Origin of the sequence: Devosia aurantiaca (assembly GCF_011058215.1) — a bacterium.
GTDB classification, from domain to species: Bacteria; Pseudomonadota; Alphaproteobacteria; order Rhizobiales; family Devosiaceae; genus Devosia; species Devosia aurantiaca.
Genome location: NZ_JAALFG010000001.1, coordinates 522120 through 538322, shown reverse-complemented (window position 1 = coordinate 538322; position 16203 = coordinate 522120). Strand labels below are relative to the sequence as shown.

Here is a 16203-nt window from a genome sequence, read left to right as displayed (position 1 = left end):
TAAATCAACGTCTGCTTTATATCACTGTGCCCTAGCATTTCTCTAACGGAGAACAATCCGCATGACCGTTCTTGTGACCGGCGGAGCCGGATATATCGGCAGCCACATGGTCCTCAACCTGGCCGACAGCAATGAGAAGGTCGTGGTTCTCGACAATCTCGTTACCGGCTTCGACTGGGCGATCGATGGTAGGGCCATCTTCGAGCCAGGAAATGCCGGAGACGTGGATATGGTTCTTCGCTTGATCGAAAAACACGGCATTACCGAGATCGTTCACTTTGCCGGTTCGATCGTGGTGCCAGAATCGGTCAGCAATCCGCTAAAATATTATGCAAACAACACCGCAACTTCCCGCAACCTGATCGAGGCGGCGGTCACGGGCGGGGTGAAGCACTTCATCTTTTCCTCGACCGCTGCCGTCTACGGCATGACGGGCCTCGCGCCGGTGGTGGAAGACACGCCGCTCAATCCGATGTCGCCCTATGGCCGGTCGAAACTGATGACCGAGTGGATGCTGGCCGATGTCGCCGCAGCGCATCCGATGACCTATGGGGTCTTGCGCTATTTCAACGTTGCGGGCGGTGATCCGCAAAAGCGCAGTGGGCAATCTACCCCCGCTGCAACGCATCTGATCAAAGTCGCGTGCCAGGTGGCGCTCGGGCAGCGCGAGAAGATGGACATTTTCGGCACCGACTACGAAACGCCAGATGGTACCTGCATCCGCGACTATATTCACGTGACCGACCTTATCGCCGCCCATGCGCTGCTGCTGAAACACCTGCGTGGTGGCGGGGCATCGACGACCATGAACGCGGCCTATAACCAGGGTTATTCGGTGCGGCAGGTGGTGGATACGGTCCGCTCGGTCTCCGGCATCAACCTCCGTGCGGACGAGGGACCGCGCCGTCCCGGCGATCCGGCTTCGGTCACCGCTACGGGCGGAAAGCTGCGGGAGCTGGGCTGGACGCCCGAGCATGACGATCTTGATGAAATCGTGCGCCATGCCTACGATTGGGAACGCCACCTGATGACGCGGAACCGCTGACAATGCGGCGCGCGGCTCTTCTCTGGCTCCTGCTTGCAACACCTGCCTTAGCGCAGCCAAGCGGCAGCTTTTCCGATTTCGTCGCCGAGTTCCGCGGCGAAGCCTTGGCCAACGGAGTCAGCGCGCAGCTTTACGACAGCATCATGCCGGCGCTGACGCCCGACCCCAATGTGCCCAACCTGGTCGAGACTCAGCCCGAGTTCACGACGCCGGTCTGGGACTATATAGACGCTCGGGTTTCCGCTTCGCGGGTCGAGCGGGGCAGAGCAGCGCTCAGCCGCAACAGCGATCTTTTTGCCGCCGTGGGCCAGCGCTACGGCGTCGATCCCTATCTGCTCGGCGCCATCTGGGGCATGGAGACCGATAATGGTGGGGTGCTGGGCAATACGAGCCTGATCCGACCGATCGTGCGCTCGCTGGCGACCGTCGCCTGGCAACGTCGCAGCCGCTTCGTCGAGGACAAGGCGGATCTTGTTGCAGCGCTTCAGCTTACCGAGCGCAATGGCGGCAGCTCGCCGATCGGCTCCTGGGCAGGAGCCATCGGGCACCTGCAGGTCAACCCGAGCAATGTGGTCAAGCACGGAACGGATGGCGATGGCGACGGGCGCGTCGATCTCCACAACTCGCTGGCCGATGCGCTGGCAACCAGCGCCGTTTTCATTCGCAGCCTCGGCTATCAGCCCGGCCAGGATTGGGGCTTTGAGGTTTCGGTGCCGGAAGGCTTCGATTATCTGCTTGCGACGCGCGACGAGCTTCGCCCGATCAGCTTTTTTGCCGAACGAGGCATCGCCCGCGTGTCGGGCCGGCCTTTGCCGAAACCGGAACACCGGTTTTCCTTTATGTGCCAGCCGGCAAGAGCGGCCCGAAATTTCTGATGACCGCCAATTACCTGGTGCTCAAAGGCTATAATTTTTCCGACAGCTACGCCATGGCCGTGGCGCATCTGACCGATCGACTGAAGGGCGGCGGCAGCTTTGCGACGCCCTGGCCGCGGAGTACCGCCTTTCCGGATCTGGCACAGCGAAAGGCCATTCAGCAGGCGCTGGGTTCACTCGGCCTTTATAGCGGCGCGGTGGACGGCCGCCTTGGTCCGGTCACGCAGGCAGCCTATGCCCGCTTCCAGGCTGCGCGCGGCGAAGTCGCCGACGGCTTTGTAACCCGGGCGGCCTATGAGGCGTTAGCAGCGACGCGGTAATGCGTCCATGACCAGCGTGGTCAGGAGACAACCGTGGTGCTAAAACGGGGCTGGATGGAAATGGAACGGTGATGAAGCGCTTCGTCCTGCTCTTTTTGATCGCAATGCTTGCCGTGCTCGACACCGCGCCTGCCTTCGCGCAAGCGCCGGGTGACGACACGCTTGTGGTTGCGCAAGCGCAGACCGGACGCCGGCGCACGCTGTTCGACCTGTTGTTCGGAGAAGAACCAGCGCCACCGGCCGCTCCCGTGCCCGAGCCGCGCCGGGCTGCACCACGCGCCTCGGCCCCCGCTGCAGCGCCGGTTGCCGCAGCACCGCCACCCCCGCCCGAGCCCGATGTAACTAAGGACCCCGATGCCACGCGGCTCGCGGTCTTCGGGGATCTGCTGGCCATCGATCTTACCAAGGCGCTGGAACGCTTTTATGCCGAGGACCCCAATATCGTAGTCGTTGGGCAGGGGGTGTCGTCTTCCGGCTTCGTGCGCAACGATTATTTCGACTGGAACCAGACCATCGAAGAACAGATCGCCGCGGACAGTTTCGATCTGGCCGTCGTTATCATCGGCATCAATGACCGGCAGGACATTTCGGCGAATGGCCAGAACTATGAAACGCTGACCGAAGGCTGGAAAGCGGCCTATCAGGCGCGGCTTAACGATTTCCTCAATCGCCTGCGCGCAGCCCGCAAGCCGGTGGTCTGGGTGGGGCTGCCACCCATGTCCAAGAGCGATTATTCCGCCGCCATCAGCCAGATCAGTGCCCTACAAAAGCTCGCGGCCTTTTCGGGCGGTGCGGAATTTTTGGATATCTACGACCGCTTCCTTGGCGAGGACGGCAAATACTCATCGCAAGGTCCGGACGTGAACGGGCAGAACGCACGCATGCGCAAGGATGACGGAATTCACTTTTCCAATGCCGGTTCCGACAAGCTGGCCTTCTATATCAGCCAGGCGCTGAGCGCATTTTATCGCGGCGGCACGATCAGCGTAGCGGTGGCCGATCCACTGTCCGGCACCGACGCTGCGGCCATGTTGCGACCGCCGTACCAAGGCCTTGGGCAGACACGTCTGCTCGAAGTTGCTGGGGCGGTGACGCCAATCAGCCGGGCGCCGCAACGTGCTTCGGACCTGCTCATGGCGACGGGCTCGAGTGAGGCGGCGCCAGCCTTCAGTCTCGATCAGCTAATGCAGGCGCCCACGGGTCGGGTCGATGCGTTTGGCGTTGGGATCGATCCTGAGGGCGACCTACCGGACGAGCCCGAAGTGCTTCAGTAGCCTTCGGTCTTGACGGTCGCGGAGGATGCCGGGCCGGTTTTGGCCACGCTCGTGCTGAGGATCGTGAACATCAGCAGAATAAGGGCAGCGGCGACACGCATAGATTGCTTTAGAAACGATCGGTTGGCCATTCATGAGCGAAACGCCCCGGGGCGGTAAACCGCGTACTTAAGCTTTCCTTAACCATAAATTTTGCTGAAAAGTTTACGCTCCCAAAAGTCCGCTGGCCTTGATGCCGTCGAAGACGAACTGCACCGCCAGCGCCGCCAGCAGGATGCCGACGACGCGGGAGACGACGGAAAGTCCGGTGAGACCCAAAAGACGCTGGATCGGGATGGCGATCAGGAGCGTCAGCCAGGCCAGCGCCAAAATGGTAACGAGAGCCGCGAGCACCATCCAGAATTCAAGATCAGACTGAGCGCCGGTGGTCAGGAGGATGACGGCGCTGATAGCACCTGGTCCTGCCAGCAGGGGCATGGCCAGGGGGAAGACGGAAATATCCTGCGCCCGCCGCGCCTCGCGTTCTTCTTCATCCGTCGTGCCGGTGCCGCCTGAATGGCGTGCAAACACCATGTCGATGGCGATCAGCAACAAGAGGATGCCGCCGGCCGTGCGCAAGGCCGGGATAGTGATGCCGAAAACATCGAGGATGGCATTGCCGAGCACGGCAAAGAACATGAGGATCGCCAACGCAATCAGCACCCCGCGGGTGGCAAAGGTTCGCCGTTCGGCCGGCGTATTGTCCTTGGTCAGCGCTGCGAAGATGAAGGCGATGTCGGCTACGCCGACCGTTGCGAACAGGGTGGCGAAGGCGACCAGGAAGGCGTTCATGAACGCCGCTTTTCGATGGCGTCCCAGATCAGAGCGGCGATGTCGGGGCCGCCGAAGCGTTTGATTTCGCGGATGCCGGTGGGGGAGGTGACGTTGATTTCGGTGAGATAGCCACCGATGACGTCGATGCCGACGAAGATCATGTCGCGCTCCTTGAGTGCGGGGGCGATGCGGGCGCAGATTTCGAGCTCGCGCTCGGTCAGCGGCGAAAGTTCGGGGCGGCCGCCGACATGCATGTTGGAGCGGGCTTCGCCTTCGGCCGGGATGCGGTTGAGGCCCATGATGGGCTCGCCGTCGATGATGATGATCCGCTTGTCGCCCTTGCGCACGTCGGGCAGGTATTTCTGGATCATGAAGGGTTCGCGGTAATTCTGCTCGAACAGTTCGAGGAGCGAGGCCAGGTTGTGGTCGCCCTCCTGGAGGAAGAAGACGCCGGCGCCGCCATTGCCGTAAAAGCGGCTTGACGATGATGTTGCCGTGCTCCTTGCGGAAGGCATGAATTTCAGCGCGATCACGGGTGACCAGCGTGGGCGGCATCAGTTCGGGAAATTCGGTGACCAGGATTTTTCCGGCGCATTGCGCACGGCTGCAGGTGGGTTGACCACCAGGGTCTTGGGGTGGATACGCTCGAGCAGGTGCGTGAGCGTGATATAGTTCATGTCGAAGGGCGGGTCTTGGCGCATCAGGACCACGTCCTGCGTCGAAAGGTCGATGCGCTGTGCCTCGCCCAGGGTGAAATGCTGGCCTTTTTCAGTATCGGTGACGGTGATGGGTTGTACGAGGGCGCTGACCTTGTTGTCGCGCATGGACAGCGTGTCCGGCGTGTAATGAAGCAGCGAATGGCCGCGCGCCTGGGCCTCCAGCATCATGGCGAAAGTGGAATCGCCGCGCGGATTGATGGTGGCGACATGGTCCATCTGGACGGCGACTTTGAGCGACATGAGCTTACTCGCTTACGGAAAAGGCGTGCTTGAGATGGCGCGGCCAGCGGCCGGGCGCAAGGAAAATTACATCGAAGCGGCAGTCCTTATCGGCGTCTTTGGGATGACGGGAGAGCCAGTATTGTGCGGCGCGGACGATGCGGGACTGGTTGACGGCGCCAAGTGCCATGGCTTCTTCGCCGCCCTTCGTCCTTTGTTTCACCTCGACAAAGACGAGAGTGCCGGCTTTTTCGGCCACCAGGTCGATCTCGCCGACTGGCGTTTTGTAACGGCGGGCGCGGATGCTGTAGAGCTTGGCCTGGAGATACCATGCCGCCAGCGCTTCGGCGCGGTGGCCGGATCGATGCGCCTGTTGTCGGCGCTCAGTCGCGGTCTTTGAGCGTGAGTGCGGCATCGTAGACCTCCTTGCGCTTGAGCCCGTATCGTGCGGCAATGTCGTCTACGGCTGCGCGAAGAGGCTGATCTGCCATGGCTTCGGTTAGCGCTGCTTGCCAGTCTTCCGCCGCAGGGGCACTCGGCTCAGCCGCGCCAGCTACGGTGATGACGGCTTCTCCCTTGGTTTCGTCTTCTGCAAAGAAAGCGGCGAGTTCGGCGAGACTGCCCCGTTGGGTGCGCTCGAAGCGCTTGGTAAGTTCGAGGGAGACGGCAGCCTGGCGGTCGCCCAAAACCTCTTCCATTGCCGTCAGGGTATCTGCGAGCCGGCGCGGGGACTCGTAGAAGACCAGTGTTTCACGTGAAACGGCGTATTTTTTCAGAGCATTGGCTCTGGCACCAGCTTTGGCGGCAGAAAGCCGTGGAAAGCGAAGGCGTCGGTCGGGAGGCCCGCGACCACCAGAGCCGAAAGCAGAGCAGAGGCGCCGGGGATAGGAAAGATGGGCAGGTTCTGCTCGGCCAGCGTGCGGATAAGCGGGAAGCCCGGATCAGAGAGAAGCGGCGTGCCGGCATCGGAGATAAGAGCAATCGCAGCCCCGGCGGCGATGCGATTGGCGATGTCTTCGGCCTTATCGCGCTCGTTGTGCTCATGGAAGGCGACGCGCTTCACGCGAATGCCGTAGTGATCGAGGAGCTTGGCGGAAGTACGCGTGTCTTCGCAGAGCACGGCCTCCGCTGCGGCGAGGGTTTCGATCGCTCTAATAGTTATGTCGCGCAAATTGCCGATCGGGGTCGCAACGACGTAAAGGCCGGGAGCCAAGTCCGGCGCCGAAAATTGCGTGCCGGCGATGTAGTAGTCATGGCTCACGCGTCACCTCCGGTCAGGCGGCAAGGTCGGCCACGACTGCGTCCAACACCGGAAAGCCCTTTTCCGTGACGCGGATATTGCCATTGGGCAGGGTTTCCACAAAGCCGTAGCCTTTGAGCGCGGCGATTTGGGCCTCGGAAATGCCACGGCCGGAGATCGACATGAAGCGGGCTGGAGAAATGCCTTCCTTCATGCGCAGGCCCATGACCAGGAATTCGTCACCCTGTTCTTCCCAGGTGAGCACGTCGTCGGTGACCATGCCATGGCCCTTGGCATTGACCTTGGCGAGCCAGTCGAAGGGCATTTTTCGGTGGCGGTAGCGTGGCGCTGGTTGTTGACCAGAAGCCGGCCATGGGCGCCCGGACCGATGCCGGCATATTCGCCATAGCGCCAATAAAGCATGTTGTGGCGCGATTCCTGACCGGGCACGGCGTGATTGGAGATTTCGTAGGCGGGCATGCCGGCCGCCTTGGTCAGCTCCTGCGTGAGCTCATAGAAATCGGCGGCCAGATCCTCGTTGGGCATCTGCAGCTTGCCGGCATTGAAGAGGTCGAAGTAGCGCGTGCCCTGCTCGATGGTGAGCTGATAAAGGCTCAGATGCCCGCGCGCCATCCAGATGGCTTCCTTGAGCTCGTCTTCCCAATCTTCCAGCGTTTGCTTCGGACGGGCGTAGATCAGGTCAAAAGAGCTGCGGTCAAAGATCGATTGGGCGATGCGCACGGCGGTAACGGCTTCTTCCACCGTATGGCGCCGGCCGAGCTCGGCGAGCGGACCGGGCCGCAGCGATTGAACGCCGAGGGAAACACGATTGACGCCAGCGGTGCGGAAGCCGCGGAAGCGGTCAACCTCCACAGAGGTTGGATTGGCTTCGAGCGTGATTTCGGCCTTGCGATCGATTTCCCATTCTTCGGCCACGGCATCGATGATGGCGGCCACGGCCTTGGGCGACATCAGCGACGGGTGCCGCCGCCAAAAAAGATCGACTGCACCAGCCGGCCGGGCGAGAGTGAGGCCATATGGGCGATCTCGCGCCTATAGCCTTCGACAAAGGCATCCTCGTCGAAGGCGCCGCGATGCACGTGCGAATTGAAATCGCAATAGGGGCACTTCGAGGCGCAGAAAGGCCAGTGGACATAGATGCCGAAGAGGTCGTTGGCGCTAGCCATGCTCGATCTGCTCTTCGATGAACTTGGCGAAGGCACGGGCACGGTGGCTCAGGCCCTGCTGTCCCGGCGACCAGTTATTCTTGGTCTCTCGTGTCATTTCGCCGAACGTCTGGTCGTATCCATCGGGCATGAACATAGGGTCATAGCCGTGGCCGATGTCGCCGCGCGGCGGCCAGACCAAGGTGCCGTCGCAGCGACCGACGTAAAGCACGTCGCGGCCATCGGGATGGGCGAGGCATAGGGTGGCGTTGAAGGAGGCGCGGCGCTGACTGGGCGAGTTTGCGCCGATGGCCTGAAGGGCGTCTTCGACGCGCTTCATGGCGCGGCCAAAATCACGCGGCACGCCGGCCCAGTCGGCGGTGTAGACACCGGGCTCACCGTTGAGCGCGTCGACGCAGATGCCGGAGTCGTCGGAGAGCGCGAGCATGTTCGCGCCCTTGGCGGCGGCATGGGCCTTGGTGCGGGCGTTTTCGGCAAAGGTTGTGCCGGTTTCCTCCGGCTCGGGCAGGCTAAGTTCGCCGGCGGACACCAGCTCAAGGCCGAAGGGCGCAAAGAGCTCGCGGAATTCGGCCAGCTTGCCGGCATTGTGGGTGGCGATGCAAAGACGCGTGCCGGGCTTGAGGCGGGGCAGGGTCATTTTGCCTCCAGCGCACGTTGAATGTCGTTCCAGATGGCGCAGTTGGGCGCCACAGTCCTGGAGACCTCACCCTGAGCCTGTCGAACCACGAGGTCGGGCTTTGGTGCCGAGACCTCGTGGTCCGACAGGCTTACCATGAGGTCTAGAGACTTCGGTGTGCGCTTGAAAAGAAAGCCCATCATGCGGAGAGCGCCTGTTTTTGCAGGACCGACAACTCGCCGATGCCTTTTTCGGCGAGAGTCATCAAAGCTTCGAGTTCGCTGCGATCGAAGGGGGCGCCTTCGGCCGTGCCCTGGATTTCGACGAACTTGCCCGAACCGGTGATGACGAAGTTGGCGTCGGTCTCGGCTTCCACGTCTTCGAGGTAATCGAGATCGAGGAGCGGGGTACCGCGATAAATGCCGCAGCTGACGGCGGCAACCGAATCCTTGAGCACGACGCCTTTGGTAAGCTTGCGCACTTCCATCCAAGCAATGGCGTCGGCAAGGGCAACATAGGCGCCAGTGATCGAGGCGGTGCGGGTGCCGCCATCGGCTTCAAGCACGTCGCAATCGAGCGTGACCTGCACTTCGCCCAAAGCCTGGAGATCGACGACAGCGCGGAGCGAACGGCCGATAAGACGCTGAATCTCCTGGGTGCGGCCGGACTGCTTGCCGGCGGTGGCTTCGCGTCGGGTGCGCGATCCGGTGGCGCGCGGCAGCATGCCATATTCGGCAGTGACCCAGCCCTGGCCCTTGCCGCGCAGCCAGCCCGGCACGCTGGTTTCGACCGATGCGGTGACCAGGACCTTGGTATTGCCGAAGGAAACGAGGCAGGAGCCTTCGGCCTTCATCGCAACGTTCCGCTCGATCTTGACGGCTCGCATATCGGTGGGCTGACGTCCGGAAGGGCGCATGGGGAATCCAGAAAATGTGCTGTTAACCGCCTCTTAACCCTCCAGCGCCCCGCTCACAAGCTTTGGCCGCTTGGCGCTTGGCTTCTATGCGCTTAAATGAGGTCTCAAGGTTAAAGGTGACGAGTTTATTCAAACCACGATGACCAGGGCTCCCGAAGATTTTTTGAGCGTGCTCAATGCCCGCAGCCAGGAGATTTTCCGGCGGCTGGTGGAGCGCTATCTCGATACCGGAGTACCGGTGGGCTCGCGGGATTTGAGCCGGCTGCTGCAGGTGGAACTCTCGCCCGCCTCGGTGCGCAATGTCATGGCCGATCTCGAAGACTTGGGGCTGATCGCGGCGCCGCACACATCGGCAGGGCGGGCGCCAACGCAGCAAGGCCTGCGGTTCTTCGTCGATTCGATGCTCGAAGTGGGGGCGGTGGATGAAGACCATCGCAGCCAGATTTCGCGGCAGATCGAAGGCACTGCCGGGCGGGGCAAGATCGAGGATCTCTTAAGCGAAGCGAGCTCGCTTCTTTCCGGCCTCAGCCAGGGTGCCGGGGTGGTGATCGCCACCAAGGCCGACATGGTGCTAAAGCATATCGAATTCGTGCGGCTCGATGCGACGCGGGCCATGGCCATCCTGGTCGGCCAGGATGGGCAAGTGGAAAACCGCATTCTTGACCTGCCGCCAGGGTTCACCGCCAGCGCGCTGCAACAGGCGAGCAATTACCTGGCCCATTATGTCGTGGGCCGAACCCTCGCCGAAGCGCGGCGGGTGCTCAACGAACGACGTGCCGAGCAGCGGGCCGAACTCGACGAGCTGACGCAAAAGCTCGTGGATGCGGGAATTGCGACGCTGAGCGAGCCGGGCGGCAATGGCTCGCCGACCGTTATCGTGCGCGGCCGCGGCAATCTCATCAACGATACCATGGCCAGCGACGAACTGTTGCGCATGCGGCAGCTCTTCGACGAACTTGAAAGCAAGGATGGATTGCTGGAGCTTTTGGGCGATGCAGAGCGCGGACAGGGGGTTCGCATCTTTATCGGCTCGGAAAACAAGCTGTTTTCGCTGTCCGGCTCGTCGGTGATTCTGTCGCCCTACAAGGATGCCAACGATCGGGTCGTGGGCGTGCTCGGGGTGATCGGGCCGACGCGGCTCAACTATGCGCGGATCGTGCCGGTGGTGGATTATACCGCTCAGATGATCTCACAGATGATGGCGCGCGGGCGGAAGGGTTGAAATAGCCCGCCGCTTGGCCGATATGGCGGGCAGAACCCTTTATCGTTTACGGAAGAAGACAAGATGAGCGACGAAAACGCCGCCCAGGGCGAAACGCCGGACCTCGACCTGCCGGAAACCGAAACCGCAGAAGTCGATCCCGTCGAAGCGCTGCAGGCCGAAAATGCCGAGCTCAAGGACCGGGTGCTGCGCACCGTTGCCGAGATGGAAAACCTGCGCAAGCGCACCGAGCGCGACGTTTCCGACACCCGCTCCTATGCGATTGCCGGTTTTGCGCGCGACATGCTCTCGGCCACCGACGCGCTGAGCCGGGCCTTGCTGGTGATTCCGCAAGAAACCCGCGACACGGCAGAAGGCACGCTCAAGAGCCTGATCGAAGGGCTGGAACTGGCCGAACGCGAAATGCAGCGCCTTTTGGGCAAGCATGGCGTCAAGCCGATCGAAGCGGCCGGCCAGAAGTTCGACCCCAACAAGCACCAGGCCATGTTCGAGGTGCCGAACCCCAATGTGCCGGAAGGCACGGTGGTGCAGGTGGTGCAGCAGGGTTTCGCCATTGGCGAACGGGTGCTGCGTCCGGCCATGGTGGGTGTTGCGAAGGGCGGCAGTGCCGGCGGTGGGGACGAGGGCGTCGATAAGAGCGCTTGAAGTTGGAGGGGGCGTCCGGTGGGCGCCCTTTTTGTTAGCCCAGAATATCGCGGCTTTGCACGCGCTCGACGCCGGCCTCAGTCATATCGGTCCAGGCCTGCTCGAGCGAACCATTCGAATCAATGGCACGGGTCGCGTCCTCGATGACCGTGACATCGAACCCGCCTGCGGCAGCGTCGAGCGCGGTCCAGGCGACGCAGAAATCAGTGGCGAGGCCGACCACGAAGAGGCGCCCGATGTCGCGCTCGTTGAGATAGCCGGCCAGGCCGGTCAGCGTTTCCCGATCGGCTTCCTGGAAGCCCGAATAGCTGTCGATGCCGCGATTATAGCCTTTGCGGATGATGAGCTGTGCCTGCGGCACGTCGAGGTTATGGCTGATCTCGGCGCCATGAGTGTTCCAAACACAGTGGTCGGGCCAGAGCACCTGCGTGCCATAGTCGAGCTCGACGGTTTCGAACGGGGTTTTGCCCTCGTGCTGGCTGGCAAAGGAGATGTGATCTGCCGGGTGCCAGTCCTGGGTCAGCACCACATGCTTGAACTTTTTGGCGAGCTGGTTGATCAGCGGCACGATCTCGTCGCCGCCCGTGACGGCAAGGCTGCCATTGGGCAGGAAATCGTATTGCACATCGACGATCAGCAGCACGTCTTCGGGTTCGATCTCGATCATGGATGGTCCTTTATCCAGTGGGCGGGGATCAGCCCGCGGACGGAATTGCCAAGATAGATTGCCTCGGCGCGATGGAGATCGGCAAGCGTCAGCACGCGCTCGATCGCTTCGCCGCTCGCGATCAGCTCGGCGCGCAGGGTGCCGGGCAAGAGACCGGAGGAAAGTGGCGGGGTCGTGAGCTGGCCATCCAGCTCCACGAAAAGATTGGTGAACGAGCCTTCGGTCAGCTCGCCACGCTCATTGGCGAAGACGAGCTCGTCGAGGCCAAATTCATCATGAGCGCGCTGGCGCGGCTGGTCGTAAAAGGCGCGATTGGTGGTTTTGTGCGCGAGCCACAGCATGCCGGGATCGAGTGGCTCCGGGTGGATGGCGAAACGGAACCTGGCCGGACTCGGGGGAGGGGAGTGGCGGTCAGCGCAAGGCCTGCATCGGACAGCGTCAGTCGGACACGCATGGCTTGGGTCCAGCTTTGGGCTTGGTCCGACAGGTACGCCTTGGCGCCGCTGGCATCGAGGGCGAAATAGGCGGCGGAGTCCCGAAGCCTCGCAAGGTGTCTATCGAGGAGGACGTAGCCCTCTTCGGGGGTCCACTTGAAAGTCTCAATCAAGGTGACGGGCGGTGCGGGGTGGGCGAGGAAGCTGAGCTTGAGCAAAGCTTCGGCATACTCCTCTTCGGCGACGCTGTCGGCGACGATGCCGCCGCCAATGCCGATCTCGCCGACGCCGTCGCGGATCGTTGCGGTGCGGATGGCGACGTTGAACGCAAAGTCGCCATTGGGGGCGATATAGCCGATGGAGCCGGTATAAAGGCCGCGCGGCCCGGCCTCGACCTCGTGGATGATCTCCATCGCCCGCAGTTTGGGCGCCCCGGTGATCGAGCCGCAGGGGAAGAGGTTGTCGAGCACTTCCGCAATGCCGATACCGGGCTTTTTCCGCGCCTCGATGCCCGAGGTCATGGTGTGGAGGCTCGAAAAGGTTTCGACGGTGAACAGGTCGGTGACCTCGACCGACCCGGTTTTGGCAATGCGGCCGAGATCGTTGCGCAGGAGGTCGACGATCATCAGGTTTTCGGCACGGTTCTTTGCGTCGGCGGCCAGCGCGGCCCGGCCCGCCTGATCCTCGGCAAGCGTCTTGCCGCGGCGCAACGTGCCCTTCATTGGCCGCGCCTTGAGCACATCACCGGCGCCGGAAACGAAAAGTTCCGGCGAGCGGGACAGCACCCAGTGGTCGCCGGCATGGATCAGGGCGCCATAGGCCGTCTTCTGGCTCTGGGCCAGGGTGCGGTAGAGCCCCAGCGGATCGCCTTCGAGTGTGAAGCCGGCCTTGAAGGTGAGGTTGACCTGATAGGTGTCGCCGGCTTCGATCAGCGATTTTACCTGGTCGAAGGCCGTGCGGTATTGCGCCAGTGTTTGCGAGGGCTGGATGTCGGACGCGGTACCCACGCTCGCTTTCGAAAGAAGGGCCTCTACATCGACCGAGGCCCGTCCGTGATAAAGCCCGAACCAGAGCAGGGGCGTCGCGCTGCGTTCGGGCAAGAGGTGCGTCAGGCGCTCTTCGAACAAGAAGCCAAACTCGTAGGCGAGGTACCCGGCCGCCCAGAGACCGTCCCGGCCTGCGGTTTCCAGGCGTTTGAGCGTCGAGCGCGCATCTTCGGCCGTGTGCGCGACAAGAATTTCCACCGGGTCGGTGAACAGCAGGTTCTGCCCTGTGGGGGTCAGATTGTCGTGGAGCAGCACACTGCCGGAGATCAACATGGGCCGGTTCTAAAGCAAAGCGGCGCTTGGAGTGAACTATTTTCACATCTGATCTAGCGCCCTGCGAATCACCCCTTGGCGGATAAATGCGCCAGTGGCAGATAATAGCCATCCGGGCGGCTCACGCCCGGCTTGAGGGCACTTTCATGAACAAATTCGTCCTGGGTGGCTTAGCCGCCCTCGCGCTCGTGGCCGACGTGGCGCCCGCCGCGGCGCAGACCGTGGAATTTACGGTGATCAACAACAGCTCGGTCGACCTGCACTATTTCTACACCACCCCGAGCAACGACAACAATTGGGGCACCGATCTCCTCGGCGAGACCGGTATCCTCGAAGCCGGCTACCAGGCGACGGCCACGATTGGCGACGGCTCGGATCAGTGCCTTTATGACTTCCGCTTCGTGATGTCGAACGGCTCGGAACTGGTCGAACCCAAGATCGATATCTGCAAGCTTTCGAGCTACACGATTAACGACTGATCTTGCCGCGCCGCCTTACAAGGCGGCGCTTTTGCTTTGCGGGACCGCCCAAAAATTTCTCGCCTCCCACGCGCTTGAAGCCCTTCGCGCACCCCCTATATACGCCCCAGGCCTCGAAAGGGGCACATCCTAAACCTACGAGGGACCCGGTCGTTCGCGGCCAGAAGCTGCTTTCGCTGAAAGGGCTTCGCAGTGGGTTCGCTAAAAGAGAGGCTAGAAACAATGGCTAAAGTTATCGGTATCGACCTCGGTACGACCAACTCCTGCGTCGCCGTCATGGACGGCAGCAATCCCAAGGTCATCGAGAATGCGGAAGGCGCGCGCACCACGCCCTCCATGGTCGCCTTTTCCAAGGATGGCGAACGTCTCGTCGGCCAGCCGGCCAAGCGTCAGGCCGTGACCAATCCGGAAAATACCCTGTTTGCGGTCAAGCGCCTGATCGGCCGCCGCTATGATGATAAGGTCGTGGCCAAGGACAAGAACCTTGTGCCCTTCAAGATCGTCGCTGCCGACAATGGCGATGCGTGGGTCGAAGCCTCGGGCGACAAGTATTCGCCTTCCCAGGTCTCGGCCATGGTCCTTCAGAAGATGAAGGAAACGGCCGAAGCCTATCTTGGCGAAAACGTCACCCAGGCGGTGATCACCGTTCCGGCTTACTTCAACGACTCGCAGCGCCAGGCGACTAAGGATGCTGGCAAGATCGCCGGCCTCGACGTGCTCCGCATCATCAACGAGCCGACGGCAGCTGCGTTGGCCTATGGCCTCGACAAGAAGAATTCGGGCACCATCGCGGTCTATGACCTTGGCGGCGGCACCTTCGACGTCTCGATCCTCGAGATCGGTGACGGCGTATTCGAAGTGAAGTCCACCAATGGCGACACCTTCCTCGGTGGCGAAGACTTCGATATGCGCCTCGTCGATTACCTCGCCGACGAGTTCAAGAAAGAGCAGGGCATCGACCTGCGCAACGACAAGCTGGCTCTGCAGCGCCTCAAGGAAGCTGCCGAAAAGGCCAAGATCGAACTTTCGAGCTCGACCCAGACCGAAATCAACCTGCCCTTCATCACCGCAGATGCTTCGGGCCCGAAGCACCTGACGCTCAAGCTCAGCCGTTCCAAGCTCGAATCGCTGGTTGATGACCTGATCCAGCGCACGATCGACCCGTGCAAGCAGGCCATGAAGGATGCCGGCGTTTCGGCATCGCAGATCGATGAAGTCGTGCTGGTCGGCGGCATGAGCCGCATGCCCAAGGTCCAGGAAGCGGTCAAGCAGCTGTTCGGCAAGGAGCCGCACAAGGGCGTCAACCCGGACGAAGTCGTGGCGCTGGGCGCTGCGATCCAGGGCGGCGTCTTGCAGGGCGACGTCAAGGACGTGCTGCTGCTCGACGTGACCCCGCTGTCCCTCGGTATCGAAACGCTGGGTGGCGTCTTCACCCGCCTCATCGATCGCAACACCACGATCCCGACCAAGAAGAGCCAGACCTTCTCGACCGCCGAAGACAACCAGAATGCGGTGACTATCCGCGTCTTCCAGGGCGAGCGTGAAATGGCAGCCGACAACAAGCTGCTTGGCAACTTCGACCTCGCCGGCATTCCGCCCGCACCGCGCGGCGTGCCGCAGATCGAAGTGACCTTCGACATCGACGCCAACGGCATCGTCAACGTGTCGGCCAAGGACAAGGGCACCGGCAAGGAGCAGCAGATCCGCATCCAGGCCTCTGGTGGTCTTTCGGATGCGGACATCGAAAAGATGGTCAAGGACGCCGAAGCCAATGCCGAAGCCGACAAGCGCAAGCGCGAAGCGGTGGAAGCTCGCAACCAGGGCGAGTCGCTGATCCATTCGACGGAAAAGTCGCTCAAGGATTATGGCGACAAGGTCTCGGCCGAGGACAAGACGGCCATCGAAACCGCCATCACCGACCTCCGTTCGGTGCTTGAAGGCGACGATGCCGAAGCGATCAAGACCAAGACGGCCACCCTTGCCGAAACCTCGATGAAGCTTGGCGAAGCCATGTACAAGGCATCGCAGGCAGAGGCAGAAGCGAAGGCCAACGGCTCGATGGACGATGATGACGACGACGTGGTCGATGCCGACTTCGAAGAAGTCAAAGGCGACGACGACAAGAAGTCGGCCTAAGCGCTAAGCGGATGACAAGGGCCCGGTGGAAACACCGGGCTTTTTTGTTTGGACCCACGATCCTACCGAGACCTCAT

15 protein-coding genes and 4 pseudogenes are annotated in these 16203 nt (G+C 61.9%); 8 read left to right on the top strand and 11 right to left on the bottom strand.

From position 1 onward, the window contains the following. Window positions 1–61 precede the first annotated feature (61 nt). From galE to G5575_RS02800, 4 genes and pseudogenes are all read left to right on the top strand, one after another. The gene (galE, locus tag G5575_RS02815) at window positions 62–1045 is read left to right on the top strand and encodes a UDP-glucose 4-epimerase GalE (RefSeq protein WP_207632975.1); all 984 of its coding nucleotides are present in this window, start codon (window positions 62–64) and stop codon (window positions 1043–1045) included. Window positions 1046–1047: 2 nt separating this feature from the next. Further along, a pseudogene (locus G5575_RS02810) lies at window positions 1048–1937 on the top strand (lytic murein transglycosylase); the annotation flags it as partial. Further along, the gene (locus G5575_RS02805) at window positions 1920–2240 is read left to right on the top strand and encodes a peptidoglycan-binding domain-containing protein (RefSeq protein WP_207632974.1); all 321 of its coding nucleotides are present in this window, start codon (window positions 1920–1922) and stop codon (window positions 2238–2240) included. The pseudogene G5575_RS02810 and the gene G5575_RS02805, both read left to right, overlap by 18 nt. 71 nt (window positions 2241–2311) lie before the next feature. Then, the gene (locus G5575_RS02800) at window positions 2312–3514 is read left to right on the top strand and encodes an SGNH/GDSL hydrolase family protein (protein ID WP_164532999.1); all 1203 of its coding nucleotides are present in this window, start codon (window positions 2312–2314) and stop codon (window positions 3512–3514) included. Window positions 3515–3718: 204 nt separating this feature from the next. Here G5575_RS02800 and G5575_RS02795 read toward each other — a convergent pair whose 3' ends face one another. The 8 genes and pseudogenes from G5575_RS02795 to rph all read right to left on the bottom strand — a co-directional run bounded on the left by G5575_RS02795 (window position 3719) and on the right by rph (window position 9224). After that, on the bottom strand, window positions 3719–4345 hold the full coding sequence (locus tag G5575_RS02795; protein ID WP_164532998.1) for a MarC family protein: 627 nt from the start codon (window positions 4343–4345) through the stop codon (window positions 3719–3721). After that, a pseudogene (gene gshB, locus G5575_RS02790) lies at window positions 4342–5286 on the bottom strand (glutathione synthase). The gene G5575_RS02795 and the pseudogene gshB overlap by 4 nt, the downstream one beginning before the upstream one ends. Before the next feature lie 4 nt (window positions 5287–5290). Next, the gene (locus G5575_RS02785; RefSeq protein ID WP_164532997.1) at window positions 5291–5680 is read right to left on the bottom strand and encodes a YraN family protein; all 390 of its coding nucleotides are present in this window, start codon (window positions 5678–5680) and stop codon (window positions 5291–5293) included. Further along, window positions 5649–5951, bottom strand: a complete 303-nt coding sequence (locus G5575_RS19865; RefSeq protein WP_235935528.1) for an SAM-dependent methyltransferase — start codon at window positions 5949–5951, stop codon at window positions 5649–5651. The genes G5575_RS02785 and G5575_RS19865 overlap by 32 nt, the downstream gene beginning before the upstream one ends. A gap of 86 nt (window positions 5952–6037) precedes the next feature. After that, complete coding sequence (gene rsmI, locus G5575_RS19860; protein ID WP_328765807.1) at window positions 6038–6526, bottom strand: 16S rRNA (cytidine(1402)-2'-O)-methyltransferase; 489 nt, start codon at window positions 6524–6526, stop codon at window positions 6038–6040. Between the two features lie 13 nt (window positions 6527–6539). Continuing rightward, a pseudogene (gene hemW, locus G5575_RS02775) lies at window positions 6540–7692 on the bottom strand (radical SAM family heme chaperone HemW). Continuing rightward, window positions 7685–8329: an RdgB/HAM1 family non-canonical purine NTP pyrophosphatase gene (gene rdgB, locus G5575_RS02770; protein WP_164532996.1), complete on the bottom strand. Its 645-nt coding sequence runs from the start codon at window positions 8327–8329 to the stop codon at window positions 7685–7687. Before rdgB ends, hemW begins: the two are co-directional and overlap by 8 nt. A gap of 178 nt (window positions 8330–8507) precedes the next feature. Then, window positions 8508–9224 carry a ribonuclease PH gene (gene rph / locus G5575_RS02765; protein WP_164532995.1) on the bottom strand — a complete coding sequence of 239 codons (717 nt, stop codon included), beginning with the start codon at window positions 9222–9224 and terminating at the stop codon, window positions 8508–8510. Window positions 9225–9363: 139 nt separating this feature from the next. Here rph and hrcA point away from each other — a divergent pair, with 139 nt between their 5' ends. Together hrcA and grpE are read left to right on the top strand one after the other, a co-directional pair. Further along, the gene (hrcA, locus tag G5575_RS02760; protein WP_164532994.1) at window positions 9364–10446 is read left to right on the top strand and encodes a heat-inducible transcriptional repressor HrcA; all 1083 of its coding nucleotides are present in this window, start codon (window positions 9364–9366) and stop codon (window positions 10444–10446) included. Window positions 10447–10509: 63 nt separating this feature from the next. After that, window positions 10510–11091, top strand: coding sequence for a nucleotide exchange factor GrpE (grpE, locus tag G5575_RS02755; RefSeq protein WP_164532993.1), 582 nt, complete (start codon window positions 10510–10512; stop codon window positions 11089–11091). A gap of 34 nt (window positions 11092–11125) precedes the next feature. On the opposite strand, the gene pncA is transcribed toward grpE, so the two are convergent. The 3 genes and pseudogenes from pncA to pabB form a co-directional block, all read right to left on the bottom strand. Further along, a complete protein-coding gene (pncA, locus tag G5575_RS02750) occupies window positions 11126–11758 on the bottom strand; it encodes a bifunctional nicotinamidase/pyrazinamidase (protein WP_164532992.1) in 633 nt (210 codons plus the stop codon). Continuing rightward, window positions 11755–12126, bottom strand: coding sequence for an aminotransferase class IV (locus G5575_RS02745; protein WP_328765900.1), 372 nt, complete (start codon window positions 12124–12126; stop codon window positions 11755–11757). The genes pncA and G5575_RS02745 overlap by 4 nt, the downstream gene beginning before the upstream one ends. 278 nt (window positions 12127–12404) lie before the next feature. Then, window positions 12405–13511 (bottom strand): annotated as a pseudogene (gene pabB, locus G5575_RS02740) (aminodeoxychorismate synthase component I); the annotation flags it as partial. A gap of 146 nt (window positions 13512–13657) precedes the next feature. Between pabB and G5575_RS02735 the strand changes: the two are divergent. Together G5575_RS02735 and dnaK are read left to right on the top strand one after the other, a co-directional pair. Further along, window positions 13658–13990: a hypothetical protein gene (locus G5575_RS02735; RefSeq protein ID WP_164532990.1), complete on the top strand. Its 333-nt coding sequence runs from the start codon at window positions 13658–13660 to the stop codon at window positions 13988–13990. A 222-nt stretch (window positions 13991–14212) separates the two neighbouring features. Next, window positions 14213–16126 (top strand): molecular chaperone DnaK, encoded by a 1914-nt coding sequence (gene dnaK, locus G5575_RS02730; RefSeq protein WP_164532989.1) that lies wholly within the window; start codon window positions 14213–14215, stop codon window positions 16124–16126. Window positions 16127–16203 lie beyond the last annotated feature (77 nt).

Coding starts and splice junctions, on each gene's coding strand:
- galE (WP_207632975.1), top strand. CDS start 62: ATGACCGTTCTTGTGACCGGCGGAGCCGGATATATCGGCAGCCACATG.
- G5575_RS02805 (WP_207632974.1), top strand. CDS start 1,920: ATGACCGCCAATTACCTGGTGCTCAAAGGCTATAATTTTTCCGACAGC.
- G5575_RS02800 (WP_164532999.1), top strand. CDS start 2,312: ATGAAGCGCTTCGTCCTGCTCTTTTTGATCGCAATGCTTGCCGTGCTC.
- G5575_RS02795 (WP_164532998.1), bottom strand. CDS start 4,345: ATGAACGCCTTCCTGGTCGCCTTCGCCACCCTGTTCGCAACGGTCGGC.
- G5575_RS02785 (WP_164532997.1), bottom strand. CDS start 5,680: ATGCCGCACTCACGCTCAAAGACCGCGACTGAGCGCCGACAACAGGCG.
- rdgB (WP_164532996.1), bottom strand. CDS start 8,329: ATGACCCTGCCCCGCCTCAAGCCCGGCACGCGTCTTTGCATCGCCACC.
- rph (WP_164532995.1), bottom strand. CDS start 9,224: ATGCGCCCTTCCGGACGTCAGCCCACCGATATGCGAGCCGTCAAGATC.
- hrcA (WP_164532994.1), top strand. CDS start 9,364: ATGACCAGGGCTCCCGAAGATTTTTTGAGCGTGCTCAATGCCCGCAGC.
- grpE (WP_164532993.1), top strand. CDS start 10,510: ATGAGCGACGAAAACGCCGCCCAGGGCGAAACGCCGGACCTCGACCTG.
- pncA (WP_164532992.1), bottom strand. CDS start 11,758: ATGATCGAGATCGAACCCGAAGACGTGCTGCTGATCGTCGATGTGCAA.
- G5575_RS02735 (WP_164532990.1), top strand. CDS start 13,658: ATGAACAAATTCGTCCTGGGTGGCTTAGCCGCCCTCGCGCTCGTGGCC.
- dnaK (WP_164532989.1), top strand. CDS start 14,213: ATGGCTAAAGTTATCGGTATCGACCTCGGTACGACCAACTCCTGCGTC.